The following is a 14,822-nucleotide window of genomic DNA, read 5'->3' on the forward strand; positions in this document are numbered from 1 at the left end:
CTAATCATCCTTTCCGAAATATCCAGCATCTTGCCAATCCTTCATAAACGTATCGAATAGATCCATAATTGAGATATTTTGAATTTCACATAGAGCATTTAAGTATTGAATATTTGCAAATACTGCCTCAGCTTGTTCTTTTGAAAATTTAAGTAATAAATCGAAGTCTTGTGATTCTAATTTTTGGACTCTTTTCAGCAATACTCGCTGAGCTAACGCTTTTGCTTCGTCTCGTTCATTCTCTTCAAGTTCTCGTAAGTCGTCTGATGCTGAAAGATCCCTTCTATAAAGATCACCATCCATTGGTCTAAAAACTCCAAAGAACTGATAGATAATATTCATTGTTAATTCTGTATCGTTCGCAAACTCTGCTAAACGTACGCTATTTTCTGGAGTCACTGGAGCAGGTTTATCCTTTGTCCAATCAGTAGGAGTTTGCCTGGATACGCCCAACGATTTTGACAATTCCTTTTTACTTACTTCACTTTTAGTTAACCAATTAATTATTGGTCGCTTTAATACTTGAGATACTACATTCATCCTAATTTCCTTTCTAGTTCTGATTCCACAATCTTTTAATCAGACTGCTTAATTGTCATAATCTATTTAAGATAAGTACGCTTCAGACATTTCTATGAAACTAAAACTGGAATACTTTCGAATTGCCATTTCGAATTGATAAAGTTGAAGATATCTTGTGCTTGTTCATCGGTTGATAAAAATAAAATATACATTTCATCAATGCTATTTTTATCTGAGAATAAAGGCCCTTCTATTCCAGGTTCAACATTAAATTTTCTTTGAATTGCTGGGACTAACATTTTGATATATTGATTCAAAAAACGCATATCAATTGAGGCACGAATCATTTGTGGTTTGTCTTTCATTTTGAAACCTCCTTATAAATAGGTAAATTAAACTTATTGTTTAATTTTTTCGCCTAAAAAATCATACACTGAGACATTTAATATTTCTGCAACTCTTACGGCCACATCGAATTTTAAATCAGTTTTTCCATACTCGATATTTGCGTAAGCTTGAGATGAAGAAAAACCAAGTTTTTTTGCAATATGAGCTTGGGTAACGCCTTTATCTTTTCGAATAATCCGCATTTTTAAATATGCGTCTTTTGCAATTTCCAATTGAATCAACTCCTTTCAATTAAACTATTTGTTTAACTTATAAATACATTGTAATTAAACTTAAAGTTTAAGTCAAGCGTTTTTATACACTATTTGTTTAATTTGTTAAATATATGGTTTAAATGTTTTATAATAAGTAAACGAGGTGATTAAATGAAAATGTCAGACGATAGGCCTCCATTAGCAAAACGACTTGAGTCGTTAAGAGAGCAAAATGGATGGACAAAAACATTGGTAGCAAATAAGTTAGGTCTAAAAAATATGGCTACTTATGCTAATTGGGAGTATGGAACGAGAGAGCCTGATCTGCAAGCTATAAAGGACTTGGCTTCAATTTATAACGTTACTGTTGATTTTCTTGTTGATGGGAATTCTTCAACAGTTGAAAAAAAATATACAGATACTGATCTTGATAACATGATAGACAATGCAATGAGTTTTGATGGTGAACCTATAAATGACCATGACCGGGAAGTCATCCGCGCCTATCTTAAAGGAAAATATGGTAAATAAAGGAGAGTGCTGACATGAAAGAAGTCGAAGCGCTTCTCGAAAGATACGGTATCACTTTAGAATTTATAGATTTAGAAATTCCTGGTTGCTATATTTCAGATATTAAGACAATGTTTGTTTCAGAAGCATTAAATAATTTTGAGACAATTAAAGTAATTTTACATGAAGCTGGTCATGGAGTGTTACATGATGATCTAGAAGAAATTTACAAAATGAATGGGTTTCATTCTAAAATGGAGTATCAAGCTGACTGCTTTATGATAACTGAGCTAGTCAGAATTTACATATCGCTAATTGATATAGATATACAAGAATTTAACTATATACAATTTATTGAACAAAATGAGCTTGATTTTGCATACGAAGACTTAATAAAACAAGTTGCATCTGACTATGCACAGCAAGTATCATTTGGGTGATATTTTGGCGACTATCACTACCTGCCATTAAGTGGGAGTTAACTAATAAAAAACATTTTTATATCATATGTTAGAAAAGAGGTTCTCCAATGAATACTTGTTACTTTTGCAATCATGAGTTAAAACTGTTCAAAACATCTCAACTAAATTCTGGAGAAAAAATATGTAATAATTGTAAGAATAAAACGAAAAAGGATTTATCTTTAAGTGCTTTTGATAAATTTCAATATTCCCTTGATGAAATTTATCAAAAATATTTTAAAATCGGAGTTGACTTAGAATCTAGCCACAAAAAACAAAAAGCTTTCTTAAAAGAAATCGATGAAACCGAAGAATCGTTCTCCCGCTTTTTAAGAATTATCGGTGGCGCTAACCTTATTAATACTATTGAATATTCATACATTCATCAACTAAAAGATGGGCGAATATATTTCAAAAATAATGATGAGGATTTTTTTTACTTGAAATCTATTGAATTTGAAGGACCAAAGTTCAAAACCGTTACCATTGAATCCAGCCAAGGTTCATCCAGTACAAACACGATACAAAAAGAGAAGATAAAAGGGAAAGCAGGAAAAGTCGCCTCTGGAGCTATCATTGGATCTATAATAGCTCCAGGTTTAGGAACTGCTGTTGGAGCATATGCCGGTAGCAAGGGGAAAGATAAAAAGAAAATAACAATCTCTGAACAAGCCAATAACAAAAGTCACAGTACAAACACCACTCAAGAGGTTGAGGAAAAGTCTTTAGGTACTCTTACAATAGAGAGAATCGCAGATGGAAAAGTTTTTTCTATTACAATAAAAATTGATAGCGAAGGTTATCATGAACTATCTTCAGGAATGGAGTCAAAAAACGATTTAGGTTTGGAAAATGAATTGTCTTATGAACAAGTAGTTTCTAAACTAAAAGAACTAAAGAAATTAGTTGATTTGGGTATTTTAAGTGAAGAAGAATTTAACCAAAAAAAAGCTAATTATATCAACTTTTTATAATAGGAAAAGGAGTTTATCAACATGGGAAAGTTAAAGTGTCCCAAGTGTAAGTCGTCTAAAATTCAATTAATCGGAACAGATACAAATGTAAAAAAAACAAAGCAATCAACTAGTGTCAATATAAATCCGTTGAAGCCACTCACAGTTTTCAATCACAAAGACAAGCAAGTCAAGAAGAAATCCAAAGGAAAAATGTTGGCTGCTGTTGCAACTGGTGGTGCTTCTTTAATGATTACTGGTACAAAAGATAATAAGGGTCGGGAGTATGTATGTACTGAATGTGGAAAGACTTGGAAAAGCAAATAAAAGTCAAATATATTTAAGTTAAACAAGGAGGGATTTTTATGTTTGGATTAGATATCCTTGATATAGCCTATTTTCTACCCTTTGCTTTGGGTGGAGTACTTTGTGTTATAGCTATTATTATTTTTATAAAGCAACAGAAAAAGAAAAAATAGATTGGAGTAATTATTATGAAACTACTTAGTAAGATTGGAATAGCTCTAGCTATTGTTTTTCTAATTCAAAAAAGAGGAAAATAAAATAGTCCGTGCTGGGAACACGGACTGAACTCATTTCTGAGTGGTTACAACAATACTATTATAACAGAAAAGAGGATAAACAAATGGCAAAAAAAGTAACGGGTGAAGATGGTAAGACTTATAAGGTAAAGAAACCATTCTATAAACGAGTGTGGTTTTGGATTCTAGTTGTGATTTTAGTGGTTATTCTTGGAAATTTTTTGGGTGGTGGAAAATCTGACAATAAAAATGCTTCAAATGATAACTCAGCTAAAACATCTGAAAAAACTTCTAATGGCAGCACTACAAAAACTGACTCTACCTTAAAAGACAATTTTAACAAGATTTCAATTGGTGATATTTTAAGCGAAGGCGACGGTGGCTCATCCTTAGAGGATGTTAAATCTACTTTTGGAGAACCTGATTCTACTTCCGAAACTAACATTGAAGGTCATTCAGCAAAAATGCTAACTTGGGGTGCCCCAAAAGGTGGAGAATTGATGTCTTCACTAGTCGTATCATTTTCAAATGACAAAGCTGTATCAAAAGCTGTAACAGGATTAAAAATTGCCAAAAATGATAACAAAGCTTCGCTTGAAAACTTCAATGCAATAACTACTGATGGAAATTACTCCGAAGATAAAGCGAAACAAGAATTTGGGGAACCCGATGGTATTTCAGAAAGTCTTGTTAATGGTAAGAAACAAACGATGCTTTCTTGGTCGAAAAATGCTGACGGAGATATTGGTGCTAATTTAAATGTTACATTTGACGATGGCATGGCTACCTCTAAGTCTCAAATGGGATTAAAATAAAGAATAAGCCTTCGAGCTTTTTCTTTATTTTGAAAATACCAAATGAAATTTTATATAATTTTTTTCTATTTTTCGCATGTTCAATAATTTAAACATATATAAATTTTTAATATCTGAAAGAAGGTAATTTAAAATGTCAGAAGAAGAAATTAGAAAAGCAGCTCATGATGTAGCGCTCGTCTATTTGCAAAAAGTAGACTTAGATCACAAATCTGCAAAACAAGTAGCTAACTATTATGCGCAAGCAAAAAAAGACATTGAAAGAGTTTTAAGGGAGAAAAATTAAGATCAGCCTTCGGGCTTTTCTTTTTAGCCCCTAAACGAACACACGTTTGATTAAATTATTTAGAATCAGAAAAAATTGTTCATAAAGCTTTTTTAATACGTGTGAATTCAGCTAATTGCTGATTAATTTAATCAAAATCAGAAAGGATGACTATTATGGCTGAACCAAAGATGATAGAAAAAGGTAAATGGCGGCTTCGGTTTAAGTATAAGGACCCAATCACCAACATGTGGGAAAGTAAAATGATCACCGGCCCAACAAAAAAAGCCGTTAACGAAGAAAGAATAGAGTTTTTGAGTAAAGTATCAAGAGGCGAATCTGTTAAGCAAACGAATTTGTTAGACTTTTTCGATGAATATGTTGATACTTTCAAACGTGGCAAAGTTTCTAATCGTACACTTCGGCGATATCTTCTTACTAGAAAGAATTTAGAGAAGTTTTTCGGTTCGGAACAAACTCTATTAGGAGTAACTAAGCTTAGCTATCAAAAATTCTTAAATTGGCTTGGTTCTGAAGGTGGTAAAAAGGGAGACCCCTTATCAACAACCACTGTTAAAAATAGACATGAAATATGCAAAGCGGTCTTTTTAGAAGCTGTAGACATGAAATATATTCCATCTAATCCTGCAAGGAACGCAAAACTTACTGGTATTGAACCAGTACACAACAAAGAAATCACGATCGGCTTTGAGGATACAAAAAAGTTCAGAAACACCCTTCTTGCTCGTCCAGACACCATTAGCAAGTATTTTGTACTAACGCAACTATATACTGGTTGTCGTTATCAAGAAGTCGCTGCTCTCTTTTGGGATGATTTGGATGAATCGCACGGCATCGTTCATATACAAAGAGCTTATCAGAATGATGAAGAAGATCGTGGATTAGGAGATACAAAAACTCCAAGCGGGATTCGAGACGTTGACGTACCCTACTCGCTATTTATGGAACTAAAGAAATTTAAGAAAATACAAAATGAACGAATCATTTTAGGAAAAGTTAAAAATCCAAGAAATCTAGTTTTTGTTAACGAACAAAACACTTGGCCTATTACAAATGATGCTGTGAATGATTATATAAAAGAAACTTGCAAACTAGCTGGACTTCCTAGAATAACTTCCCATGCATTCAGGCACGCTCGAGCTGACGCAATGATTTTGGCTGAAGCCGATCCAATTTATATAAAAAATCAATTAGGGCACAAAAATATTTCTCAATCATACGAGTACGCTTCTGCTACAAAAGATAATAGAAATAAGAACAAGAAAAAGGTCTTTGATTATTTGAAAGATATCCTATAAAAGACGTTTTTCAGATTTTTTGGGTAATATTTGGGTAATAAAAAAATAAAAGTCTCTAAGAAACCTTATATACCAAGGCTTTAGAGACTTTAAAGGAAGCGGGTGACGAGAATCGAACTCGCGACGGAAGCTTGGGAAGCTTCTGTTTTACCACTAAACTACACCCGCAGTACATTTGGAAGTATAACGCTTTTTATTTTATTCGGCAACTATTTTATAAAAGCAATCCAGTTGACAATTTGACCTTTACTGATTATTGTTCAATAAAGAATGTACTATTATATAGGAGGAATGGTGTCATGGATCGTTTTGCAACTGTTCAAAGTAATCTAAAGGATCAACTAAATGCGGTGGTTTTTATTTCTTCACCGACTTGCAGTATCTGCCACGTCGATGAACCAAAAGTACGACAATTAGCGACTGACTACCATATCCCTTTTTATCATTTAGATAGTGTTGAAGATCCTGAATTAGCTGGTTTCTTTGAAGTATTGACTGTACCTGCTGTCTTGGTCTATCACGAAGGAAAAGAAATCGCTCGTCAAGCACGATTTATTGATTTTAAAAATTTGGAAAAACGATTTGCAGAATTACCTAATGAAACTCTCCCAACGGATTATGAATCCTTATTCAAATAAAAAAAGTTGAGCAGTTGCTCAACTTTTTTATTTTGCTACTTTATCAGGATTGTGATGCAAGAAATAAATCAAGGTTTGTAATTCATTGGTTAAATCGACACTTTGAATAATGACATCACTTGGTGCAGTCAAACGTGCAGCAGTAAAGTTTAAAATCCCTTTGATTCCTGCATCAACTAATTGATCAACCACTGTTTGTGCTTGCGGCGCTGGTAATGTTAAAATGGCGATTTCAATTTGCTGCAATTTGATTTGTTCGACCATATTGTCTAATGGATAAACTGGGATACCATCAACGATGCGACCTACAATGTCTTCTTTGACATCAAAGGCACAGCTGACACGGATACTATTACTTTGATGGAATTTAAATTTCAACAATGCGCTTCCTAAATTACCGACACCGACTAATGCGACGTTCGTTAATTGGTCATCGTTCAAAATTTTTCCAAAGAAATGCATTAAGTCTTCTACATCGTAACCATATCCACGTTTTCCTAGCTCACCAAAATAAGAAAAATCACGGCGGATCGTTGCACTATCGACTTGGATCGCCTCACTTAGTTCTGTAGATGATACTTTTGTTTTTCCAGCATTATTTAATATACGTAAATACCGATAGTATAACGGCAATCGTTTAACAGTCGCTTTTGGTATTGATTGTTCTTTCACAATAACTCTCCTTTATTAAAAATTTTCGTAAATGTTGACTACTGAACTATAATAGCAAGAATAATGCTAAAAATGCAACGCTATTGCTCGAAAATTTGTGAAAAAATCACTATTTCCTAATTTATCTCCTTCTAATCGCGTCAATGTTAAAAATATGATAGACTGAAGCCATTCGAAAAAATAAATTTAAGGAAGATATCCAATGATTTTATTACAAGCAAATCAAGTTGCCCGCCACTTTGGTGCAGATATTCTATTTGAGAATATCCACTTAGAGATCGCCAGTAAAGCTCGGATCGGTTTAGTTGGGCGAAACGGTGCCGGAAAATCAACTTTACTAAAAATAATCGCTAATATTGAAGCACCAGATGGTGGTCAAGTCGTAAAAAATAAACAAGCGACACTAGGCTATTTAGCTCAAGACACTGGCTTAGACTCTAATGAAACGATCTGGAATGAAATGCTCAAAGCCTTTGCGAAGGTTCGGCAAATGGAACGTCGAATGCGCGAAGTCGAAGTAGCCATTGGCGAAACACCCGAAAGCGATAAACTTTATACTTCTTTATTAAAAGAATATGATCAACTGCAACATGATTTTAATGATCAAAATGGTTATGGTTATGAAAATGAGATTCGCAGTGTCTTACACGGTTTTAAATTTGATGAAAGTTTCTATGATAAAGAAATCAGCACGTTATCAGGAGGACAACGAACTCGTTTAGCACTTGCTAGAATGCTGCTCGTGCGTCCTGATATCTTGATTTTAGATGAACCGACCAACCATTTAGATATTGAGACTTTAGCTTGGCTAGAAGATTATTTACAAGGCTATTCAGGCGCACTTTTGATCGTCTCACATGACCGATATTTTTTAGATCGTGTCGTTAATGAAATCTATGAACTTTCACGACATAAGATTCGACACTATACAGGTAATTATTCACGTTACCTTGATTTGAAAGCTGCTCAGCTTGCTAGTGATTGGAAAGCCTATGAGAAACAGCAAGCAGAAATCGATAAATTAGAAGATTTTGTTGCGCGTAATCTAGTGCGTGCTTCGACAACCAAACGTGCGCAAAGCCGACGAAAAACTTTAGAAAAAATGGATCGTTTGGATCGCCCTGATGGCAAAGAAAAATCTGCTAACTTTATGTTCGACATCGATAAGATTTCTGGAAATGTCGTCTTGCAAGTCGAAGATGCCGCGATTGGTTATGAAGAAGCTTTGTCCGAACCAATCAATATGGATGTTCGCCGTGAAGATGCGATTGCTTTAGTCGGACCAAACGGAATCGGTAAATCTACTTTATTAAAATCGCTGATCGGTAAACTTCCCTTTATCCAAGGTGATGCTCACTTTGGAACAAACGTTTCGATTGGTTATTATGACCAAGGCCAAGCAGATCTGCATGGAAATAAAACTATTTTGGCGGAACTTTGGGACGAACACCCCACTACCCCAGAAAAAGATATTCGCAATGTTCTTGGCGGCTTTTTATTCAGCGGAAACGATGTCGAAAAAACGATTCCTTTATTAAGCGGCGGCGAAAAAGCCCGTGTTGCTTTAGCCAAGTTATCTATGAACAAAGAGAACTTTTTGTTTCTCGATGAACCAACTAACCACTTAGATATCGACAATAAAGAAGTGTTAGAAAATGCCTTGATCGATTATCAAGGAACATTACTTTTCGTCTCACATGACCGTTACTTTATCAACCGGATTGCTAATAAAGTCATTGAACTATCTCCTGACGGTAGTAAATTATATTTAGGTGATTATGATTATTATTTAGAAAAGAAAAAAGAAGAAGAAGAAATCGCCGAACTTAAAGCGAAAGAAGAAGCACCGGTCGAAGCACCTAAAAAGAAATTTTATCAAGACAAAGAACAACAAAAATTAATTCGTAGTTTGCGTCGTAAAATTGAAACGATCGAAGAAAATTTAGCTACTTTAGATGAAAGTATTGCCTTATTAGAAACTCAGATGAGCCAACCTGAAGTGTTGAACGATCACGTCGAATTAATGGCGTTAACGAATGACTTAGAAGCTAAAAATGCTGAACAAGAAGAACAACTGACCAGTTGGGAAGAATTGAGCCTTGAATTAGAAGAATTTGAATAACTACAACTTTTGACCGATGACACCTCCCACCTTTTTCGTTTTAATAAAGCTGTGGAGGTGTTTTTATGCGCAGACGAACACGTACTTTTCCAATCTGGCTGGGACTCATTTTAGTTTTGGGAAGTTTAGGCATCTTAGCCTTACGTTCCCTTGATTTTCATGCTAGCAGCCAAGATGATTTCTCAACTCAAGCTAATCACTATTTAAAAGAGCAAGGACAAGATTTTTCTTTATTACTACAAACCGATACACGATGGGCAGATACAGCTTACGGGAGCGGTTCAGATAAAAATGATTTGGCGACGAATGGCTGTGCGATTACATCGCTAGCAATGATTCTTGCTTATTATGAGGATCGTTCTGTCTTGCCCACGGAGATCCTTCAATGGAGCGGAAATCGTTATTATCAATCTGGCCAAGGTACTGCCTGGTCAATTTTCCCCGCCTTTGCCCAAAATTATGGATTAACCGTTGAAGATTTAGCTACCGATCAGGCAAAAATCCAACAACATTTAGCTCAAAATCAACCTTTAGTTGTTTCCGTTCGTCCAGGAGAATTTACTGAAGTTGGCCACATTATGGTAATAAAAAAAGATGCAAACAGTGATCAGATCGTCGTCTATGATCCCAATGATACTGCTGAGAAAAAACATTATGCGACACTCTACTCTCTTGATCAATTAGCTCCACAAGTTGCAAATGCATGGGTCTACACAAAATAAAGCTGGCGCTTTTGCGTCAGCTTTATTTTTTATGGGGTTCCTGCTTTTACAGGGGAAAAAGATTATTTTTAGGGTTGAGTTCATCTTACTATCAATAAATGAAAAAGCTATGACCTTTTAAAACTAAAGTTAGAAAAAAGTATGTTTAAATTGTGAAAGCATCAAAGTTTATTCAGAACAGTTAATTAAATGAAAAAAAAACGAACAACTAATAGAAATTTGTTCGTTTTTTTTACTTTTCATAACTTACTTACGATACATTTTAAATTCTAAATATAGGTCATTATAGATCCCTAAATACTTCGAGCCTAAGTCTTTATAGACTTCGAGATGGCTGATCGTTTCATTGTCTGGATAAAATTGTTTATCTTCAGAAATACTTTTAGGCAACATAGCCAGCGCCTTTTTATTAGGTGTCGAATAACCGATGTATTCAGCATTTTGTTTCGCTGATTCTGGTTTCAGCATGAAGTTGATAAAATCATAAGCACCTTTTTTATTTTTCGCGGTTTTAGGCATGACGATATTATCAAACCAAAGATTAGAACCTTCTGGTGGAATGACATAATGCAAGTGGCTATTTTCAACCATCATATCTGCGGCCTCCCCTGAAAAAGTTACCGCAACAGCACTTTCTTCATTCGCCATATACATCTTGATTTCATCAGCAACGATCGCTTTGACATTCGGTGTCAAACTGCTTAATTTATTGATTGCTTGATCCAATTGCTCCTCATTTTTACTATTAAGGGAATAGCCTAAAGTAGTCAAAGACAAGCCCATCACTTCACGTGCACCATCGATCAACATGATATTATTTTTTAATTCCGGCTGCCATAGATCATCCCAATGTTTGATCTTATCGCCAGCAATAAATTTATCATTATAAACGATCCCTAACGTTCCCCAAAAATAAGGGATTGAATATTGATTGTTACGATCAAAATCCAAATCTAAGAAACGCGAATCGATATTTTCTAACCCTTTGATTTTTGAATGGTCTAATGGCAGCAATAAATTTTCTTTTTTCATTTTTTGAATCATGTACTCACTAGGAATAGCAATATCATAGGCTGTTCCACCTTGCTTGATTTTTGCTTCCATCGCTTCGTTTGAATCAAAGGTTTCATAATTGACTTTATAACCATATTCTTTTTCAAATTGTTTGATCAATTCTGGATCGATATAATCGCCCCAATTATAAATATTCAAAACATTTGAACTCGCATTCGATGAACGGTTCAAATGGATCACTGATAAGGTCAGCAGTACAATGATTGCGATGACCCCAATAAAAAGTGAGCGGAGTTTTCTCATTTCAGTACTGCCACCTCCTCAAATTCACGCTTGCGTTTACGAGCTTTTTTCGACGTATCACGACTGATGAAATAATACCCGACTACTAGCAACAACGAGAAGATAAACACTAGCGTCGACAAGGCATTGATTTCTAAACTGATTCCTTGACGTGCCCGTGAATAGATTTCCACGGATAATGTTGTAAAGCCATTACCGGTAACGAAGAAAGTGACCGCAAAATCATCTAGCGAATACGTGAAGGCCATAAAGTAACCGGCAATGATTCCCGGTGTTAGAAACGGTAATATAATATTCGCTAAGACTTGAAAATTATTTGCCCCAAGATCTCTTGCCGCATCGATTATCGAGTCATTCATTTCCTTTAATTTAGGTAAAACCATCAAGACAACGATTGGAATACTAAACGCAATATGGGAAAGCAGGACACTGACAAAGCCTAATTGAAAACTCTTCAAATAGCCGCCAAGTAACGTAAATAAAATCAAGAAACTAGCACCAATGATGACATCAGGCGAAACCATCAAGATATTGTTCAATCCCAATAATGCATTTCTTGAGCCTCTTTTTTTAGTATAATAAATCGCCATCGCACCAAAAGTTCCGATCATTGTGGCTAACAGTGCTGACAAGAACGCTAAAATAAAGGTTTGAACAACGATACTGATCAAACGGCTATCTGAAAACAAGTTTCGATAATGTTCCCAAGTAAATCCGGTAAAGGTACTCATATTTCCGCCGGCATTGAAGGAATAAAAAATCAAATAAAAAATCGGAACATATAATAGAACAAAGATAAAAACTAAATAGATATTGGCCCATGAGAAAGTTCTTTTTTTCATTTCACTCGTCCTCCTTTACGTCGTTCGCCTGTCAGCATCATCACGATAAACATCGCCACGATCAAAATCACACCGATCGTAGAACCCATCCCCCAGTTTTGCGTAACTAAAAAATGTTCTTCAATCGCAGTCCCCAGAGTAATCACACGGTTTCCCCCGATCAAACGAGTCAACATGAATAATGATAACGAGGGAATGAAGACAGCTTGAACTCCGCTTTTCACCCCATTCATCGATAGTGGGAAAATGACCCGACGAAACGTGTCAAAATTATTCGCACCGAGGTCACGACTAGCACTGATCAACGATGGATTGATTTCTTCTAACGCATTGAAAATAGGCATGATCATGAAAGGTAATTCGATATAAGCCGCCACAAACATAAAACTAAAATCCGTAAACAGCAATTGTTTCTGCCCGATGCCGATAAAACTTAGAAAATCATTGACTGACCCATTTGCACTAAAGATACCAATGAAGGCATAGGCTTTTAATAATAAATTGATCCACGTGGGCAAGACAACAAGTAATAATAATAATTGCCGATGTTTTAATTTTGATAAAAAATACGCAGTTGGATAACTGATCAACAAGGTCATCAAGGTGATCAGAGAAGCAAATAGTACCGAATTGACGGTCATCATCAAATAAGTTTTTGATGTCAGATACGTATGATAATTGCTTAAAGTAAACTGTCCGTTCATATCAAAGAACGATTGATAGACGATCAAAATCACTGGCGCGATCACAAAGAACAGTAACCAGAAATAATACGGGATCGAATACAGACGACGCATGTTTTTCATTTGTATTTCCCCTTTCTATCAGTCCTCATAACTTTCTAAACGTGCTTCAAAGTCTTCTTCACTTTCATTAAAGCGCATAACATGGATATCCTCTGGATCGAAATACAGTCCGACTTTACTGCCGATCGTTGCTTTTTTCGTTGAATGGACCATCCACTCATTACCATCTGCATCGATGCCATTCATTTCATAATGAACGCCGCGGAATAATTGACTATCGACTGTTACGACTAATTTTCCTTTTTCAGGAGTCGTTAAACTTAAATCCTCTGGACGTAAGACGATTTCTACCGGCTCGTTCGGACGCATTCCGCCATCCACACATTCAAATTCTTTGCCGACAAAACGCACCAAATTATCTGCAACCATTTCTCCTGAAACGATATTACTTTCACCGACAAAATCAGCTACAAAATGATTGATCGGTTCATCATAGATATCGACTGGCGAACCACTTTGAACAATTTTTCCTTTGTTCATCACAAAAATTTCATCACTCATCGCCAAGGCTTCTTCTTGATCATGAGTAACAAAAATAAATGTGATTCCTAAACGTTTTTGCAATGCACGCAATTCATATTGCATATCTGTCCGCAATTTTAAGTCCAAAGCTGAAAGAGGTTCATCCAGTAATAAAATCTTAGGTTCGTTCACGATTGCTCGAGCAATCGCTACCCGCTGACGTTGACCGCCGGACATCTCTGTGATCTCTCTATTTTCATATCCAGGCAATTGCACCAACTTCAAAGCTTCTAATACCTTTTTCTCAATTTCTTTTTTAGATAATTTTTTGATTTTCAAGCCAAAAGCAACATTCTCAAATACATTCATATGCGGAAATAATGCGTAATCTTGGAATACGGTATTTACTTGACGCTTATTCGCTGGAACATCGTTCATTCGTTTTCCTTCTAAATAAATATCTCCTTCACTAGCATCCGTAAAGCCTGCAATGATTCGTAAGATCGTTGTTTTTCCACAACCTGAAGGTCCTAATAAAGTATAAAAGCGCCCTTCCTCAATATCAAAGTTTATTTTTTTCAATACGGGATCATCATCGTCGTATTGTTTGACAACATCTTTAAATGAAATAATTGTTTTTGCCATGATTTCCTCCTAATGAATAGTTTTATAAATAAGATTCCGTTGCGACGATCAGGACTTTACTGATGCCTTTCGCTTGGTTCTGTAGACGATGCGGTTTACTAGCTTCATAATAAATACTCTCGCCCTTTTCTGCTTCATAAAGTTGTTCTCCAAATTGCAAAGCGACCTTTCCTTCTAATACATAGATAAAAGTCTCAGATAGTGAAGGCGTGAATTGTTTATATTGCCCCTGTTTTTCTAATGTCAGCAAAATGGGTTCCATTTCTTTTTCATTCGATTCAGGAATGAGCCACTTAATATGATAACCGTGTTCTTCATCTGTGTAAAAAGTTGTGTCTTCTTCCTTATAAACCAATTTTTGGTCACTCTTTTTTTGTTTAAAAAATTCTTCTGGGGTAACACCTAAAACTTCTAAAATATCAAAAAAAGTTTCCATCGAAGGTGAGCTGAGGTCTCTTTCCAGCTGTGAAATATACCCTTTGGAAAGATCTGTTCGTTCACCTAACTCTTCTTGAGTTAAATTTTTTTGAATCCTTAAATTTCGTAACTTGTCGCCTATTTCCATCTTCTCACCTCCGATTTTTTATTAAGTGTTTCAGTTAATCGT

General features: G+C 35.3%; 19 protein-coding genes and 1 tRNA gene. 10 read left to right on the forward strand and 10 right to left on the reverse strand.

Going from position 1 to position 14,822, the window contains the following annotated elements; genetic code table 11:
- The 3 genes from ACQKTA_RS05080 to ACQKTA_RS05090 all read right to left on the reverse strand — a co-directional run bounded on the left by ACQKTA_RS05080 (position 1) and on the right by ACQKTA_RS05090 (position 1,142).
- Positions 1 to 540, reverse strand: coding sequence for a hypothetical protein (locus ACQKTA_RS05080; RefSeq protein ID WP_427814422.1), 540 nt, complete (start codon positions 538 to 540; stop codon positions 1 to 3).
- A gap of 92 nt (positions 541 to 632) precedes the next feature.
- A complete protein-coding gene (locus ACQKTA_RS05085; RefSeq protein WP_427814423.1) occupies positions 633 to 887 on the reverse strand; it encodes a hypothetical protein in 255 nt (84 codons plus the stop codon).
- Positions 888 to 920: 33 nt separating this feature from the next.
- Positions 921 to 1,142, reverse strand: coding sequence for a helix-turn-helix domain-containing protein (locus ACQKTA_RS05090; protein WP_427814424.1), 222 nt, complete (start codon positions 1,140 to 1,142; stop codon positions 921 to 923).
- Positions 1,143 to 1,295: 153 nt separating this feature from the next.
- Between ACQKTA_RS05090 and ACQKTA_RS05095 the strand changes: the two genes are divergently transcribed.
- The 7 genes from ACQKTA_RS05095 to ACQKTA_RS05125 all read left to right on the forward strand — a co-directional run bounded on the left by ACQKTA_RS05095 (position 1,296) and on the right by ACQKTA_RS05125 (position 5,989).
- Positions 1,296 to 1,655 carry a helix-turn-helix domain-containing protein gene (locus tag ACQKTA_RS05095; protein ID WP_427814425.1) on the forward strand — a complete coding sequence of 120 codons (360 nt, stop codon included), beginning with the start codon at positions 1,296 to 1,298 and terminating at the stop codon, positions 1,653 to 1,655.
- 14 nt (positions 1,656 to 1,669) lie between these two features.
- Positions 1,670 to 2,074, forward strand: coding sequence for an ImmA/IrrE family metallo-endopeptidase (locus ACQKTA_RS05100; protein WP_427814426.1), 405 nt, complete (start codon positions 1,670 to 1,672; stop codon positions 2,072 to 2,074).
- Between the two features lie 89 nt (positions 2,075 to 2,163).
- Positions 2,164 to 3,069 (forward strand): SHOCT domain-containing protein, encoded by a 906-nt coding sequence (locus ACQKTA_RS05105; RefSeq protein ID WP_427814427.1) that lies wholly within the window; start codon positions 2,164 to 2,166, stop codon positions 3,067 to 3,069.
- Between the two features lie 21 nt (positions 3,070 to 3,090).
- Positions 3,091 to 3,375: a hypothetical protein gene (locus ACQKTA_RS05110; protein WP_427814428.1), complete on the forward strand. Its 285-nt coding sequence runs from the start codon at positions 3,091 to 3,093 to the stop codon at positions 3,373 to 3,375.
- A gap of 319 nt (positions 3,376 to 3,694) precedes the next feature.
- Positions 3,695 to 4,405 (forward strand): DUF3862 domain-containing protein, encoded by a 711-nt coding sequence (locus tag ACQKTA_RS05115; RefSeq protein WP_427814429.1) that lies wholly within the window; start codon positions 3,695 to 3,697, stop codon positions 4,403 to 4,405.
- 133 nt (positions 4,406 to 4,538) lie between these two features.
- Positions 4,539 to 4,691 carry a hypothetical protein gene (locus ACQKTA_RS05120; protein ID WP_427814430.1) on the forward strand — a complete coding sequence of 51 codons (153 nt, stop codon included), beginning with the start codon at positions 4,539 to 4,541 and terminating at the stop codon, positions 4,689 to 4,691.
- A 155-nt stretch (positions 4,692 to 4,846) separates the two neighbouring features.
- The gene (locus ACQKTA_RS05125; RefSeq protein WP_427814431.1) at positions 4,847 to 5,989 is read left to right on the forward strand and encodes a tyrosine-type recombinase/integrase; all 1,143 of its coding nucleotides are present in this window, start codon (positions 4,847 to 4,849) and stop codon (positions 5,987 to 5,989) included.
- 97 nt (positions 5,990 to 6,086) lie between these two features.
- Here ACQKTA_RS05125 and ACQKTA_RS05130 read toward each other — a convergent pair.
- Positions 6,087 to 6,157: transfer RNA gene (locus ACQKTA_RS05130), tRNA-Gly, on the reverse strand.
- A 131-nt stretch (positions 6,158 to 6,288) separates the two neighbouring features.
- Between ACQKTA_RS05130 and ACQKTA_RS05135 the strand changes: the two genes are divergently transcribed.
- A complete protein-coding gene (locus tag ACQKTA_RS05135; RefSeq protein WP_427814432.1) occupies positions 6,289 to 6,627 on the forward strand; it encodes a thioredoxin family protein in 339 nt (112 codons plus the stop codon).
- 27 nt (positions 6,628 to 6,654) lie between these two features.
- Here ACQKTA_RS05135 and ACQKTA_RS05140 read toward each other — a convergent pair whose 3' ends face one another.
- Positions 6,655 to 7,299, reverse strand: a complete 645-nt coding sequence (locus tag ACQKTA_RS05140; RefSeq protein WP_427814433.1) for a redox-sensing transcriptional repressor Rex — start codon at positions 7,297 to 7,299, stop codon at positions 6,655 to 6,657.
- 202 nt (positions 7,300 to 7,501) lie between these two features.
- Between ACQKTA_RS05140 and ACQKTA_RS05145 the strand changes: the two genes are divergently transcribed.
- Complete coding sequence (locus ACQKTA_RS05145) at positions 7,502 to 9,421, forward strand: ABC-F family ATP-binding cassette domain-containing protein (protein WP_427814434.1); 1,920 nt, start codon at positions 7,502 to 7,504, stop codon at positions 9,419 to 9,421.
- A gap of 65 nt (positions 9,422 to 9,486) precedes the next feature.
- Positions 9,487 to 10,143 (forward strand): C39 family peptidase, encoded by a 657-nt coding sequence (locus tag ACQKTA_RS05150; RefSeq protein ID WP_427814435.1) that lies wholly within the window; start codon positions 9,487 to 9,489, stop codon positions 10,141 to 10,143.
- A gap of 246 nt (positions 10,144 to 10,389) precedes the next feature.
- Here ACQKTA_RS05150 and ACQKTA_RS05155 read toward each other — a convergent pair whose 3' ends face one another.
- Genes ACQKTA_RS05155 through ACQKTA_RS05175 form a run of 5 tightly spaced genes read right to left on the reverse strand, consistent with a single transcriptional unit; the run spans position 10,390 to position 14,780 of the window.
- Positions 10,390 to 11,460, reverse strand: a complete 1,071-nt coding sequence (locus ACQKTA_RS05155; RefSeq protein ID WP_427814436.1) for an ABC transporter substrate-binding protein — start codon at positions 11,458 to 11,460, stop codon at positions 10,390 to 10,392.
- Positions 11,457 to 12,302, reverse strand: coding sequence for an ABC transporter permease (locus ACQKTA_RS05160; RefSeq protein WP_427814437.1), 846 nt, complete (start codon positions 12,300 to 12,302; stop codon positions 11,457 to 11,459). The genes ACQKTA_RS05155 and ACQKTA_RS05160 overlap by 4 nt, the downstream gene beginning before the upstream one ends.
- On the reverse strand, positions 12,299 to 13,108 hold the full coding sequence (locus ACQKTA_RS05165) for an ABC transporter permease (RefSeq protein ID WP_071858555.1): 810 nt from the start codon (positions 13,106 to 13,108) through the stop codon (positions 12,299 to 12,301). Before ACQKTA_RS05165 ends, ACQKTA_RS05160 begins: the two co-directional genes overlap by 4 nt.
- Before the next feature lie 18 nt (positions 13,109 to 13,126).
- The gene (locus tag ACQKTA_RS05170) at positions 13,127 to 14,215 is read right to left on the reverse strand and encodes an ABC transporter ATP-binding protein (protein WP_332580301.1); all 1,089 of its coding nucleotides are present in this window, start codon (positions 14,213 to 14,215) and stop codon (positions 13,127 to 13,129) included.
- Between the two features lie 22 nt (positions 14,216 to 14,237).
- Positions 14,238 to 14,780, reverse strand: a complete 543-nt coding sequence (locus tag ACQKTA_RS05175) for a helix-turn-helix domain-containing protein (RefSeq protein WP_332580302.1) — start codon at positions 14,778 to 14,780, stop codon at positions 14,238 to 14,240.
- Positions 14,781 to 14,822 lie beyond the last annotated feature (42 nt).

The sequence above is a fragment of the Enterococcus sp. 22-H-5-01 genome (assembly GCF_050310005.1).
Taxonomy (GTDB): Bacteria; Bacillota; Bacilli; order Lactobacillales; family Enterococcaceae; genus Enterococcus_A; species Enterococcus_A hailinensis.

What these genes read in the sequence shown, in the direction of transcription:
- ACQKTA_RS05080 (WP_427814422.1), bottom strand. Translation starts at nt 540, where the DNA reads ATGAATGTAGTATCTCAAGTATTAAAGCGACCAATAATTAATTGGTTA.
- ACQKTA_RS05085 (WP_427814423.1), bottom strand. Translation starts at nt 887, where the DNA reads ATGAAAGACAAACCACAAATGATTCGTGCCTCAATTGATATGCGTTTT.
- ACQKTA_RS05095 (WP_427814425.1), top strand. Translation starts at nt 1,296, where the DNA reads ATGAAAATGTCAGACGATAGGCCTCCATTAGCAAAACGACTTGAGTCG.
- ACQKTA_RS05100 (WP_427814426.1), top strand. Translation starts at nt 1,670, where the DNA reads ATGAAAGAAGTCGAAGCGCTTCTCGAAAGATACGGTATCACTTTAGAA.
- ACQKTA_RS05105 (WP_427814427.1), top strand. Translation starts at nt 2,164, where the DNA reads ATGAATACTTGTTACTTTTGCAATCATGAGTTAAAACTGTTCAAAACA.
- ACQKTA_RS05110 (WP_427814428.1), top strand. Translation starts at nt 3,091, where the DNA reads ATGGGAAAGTTAAAGTGTCCCAAGTGTAAGTCGTCTAAAATTCAATTA.
- ACQKTA_RS05115 (WP_427814429.1), top strand. Translation starts at nt 3,695, where the DNA reads ATGGCAAAAAAAGTAACGGGTGAAGATGGTAAGACTTATAAGGTAAAG.
- ACQKTA_RS05120 (WP_427814430.1), top strand. Translation starts at nt 4,539, where the DNA reads ATGTCAGAAGAAGAAATTAGAAAAGCAGCTCATGATGTAGCGCTCGTC.
- ACQKTA_RS05125 (WP_427814431.1), top strand. Translation starts at nt 4,847, where the DNA reads ATGGCTGAACCAAAGATGATAGAAAAAGGTAAATGGCGGCTTCGGTTT.
- ACQKTA_RS05135 (WP_427814432.1), top strand. Translation starts at nt 6,289, where the DNA reads ATGGATCGTTTTGCAACTGTTCAAAGTAATCTAAAGGATCAACTAAAT.
- ACQKTA_RS05145 (WP_427814434.1), top strand. Translation starts at nt 7,502, where the DNA reads ATGATTTTATTACAAGCAAATCAAGTTGCCCGCCACTTTGGTGCAGAT.
- ACQKTA_RS05150 (WP_427814435.1), top strand. Translation starts at nt 9,487, where the DNA reads ATGCGCAGACGAACACGTACTTTTCCAATCTGGCTGGGACTCATTTTA.
- ACQKTA_RS05155 (WP_427814436.1), bottom strand. Translation starts at nt 11,460, where the DNA reads ATGAGAAAACTCCGCTCACTTTTTATTGGGGTCATCGCAATCATTGTA.
- ACQKTA_RS05160 (WP_427814437.1), bottom strand. Translation starts at nt 12,302, where the DNA reads ATGAAAAAAAGAACTTTCTCATGGGCCAATATCTATTTAGTTTTTATC.
- ACQKTA_RS05165 (WP_071858555.1), bottom strand. Translation starts at nt 13,108, where the DNA reads ATGAAAAACATGCGTCGTCTGTATTCGATCCCGTATTATTTCTGGTTA.
- ACQKTA_RS05170 (WP_332580301.1), bottom strand. Translation starts at nt 14,215, where the DNA reads ATGGCAAAAACAATTATTTCATTTAAAGATGTTGTCAAACAATACGAC.
- ACQKTA_RS05175 (WP_332580302.1), bottom strand. Translation starts at nt 14,780, where the DNA reads ATGGAAATAGGCGACAAGTTACGAAATTTAAGGATTCAAAAAAATTTA.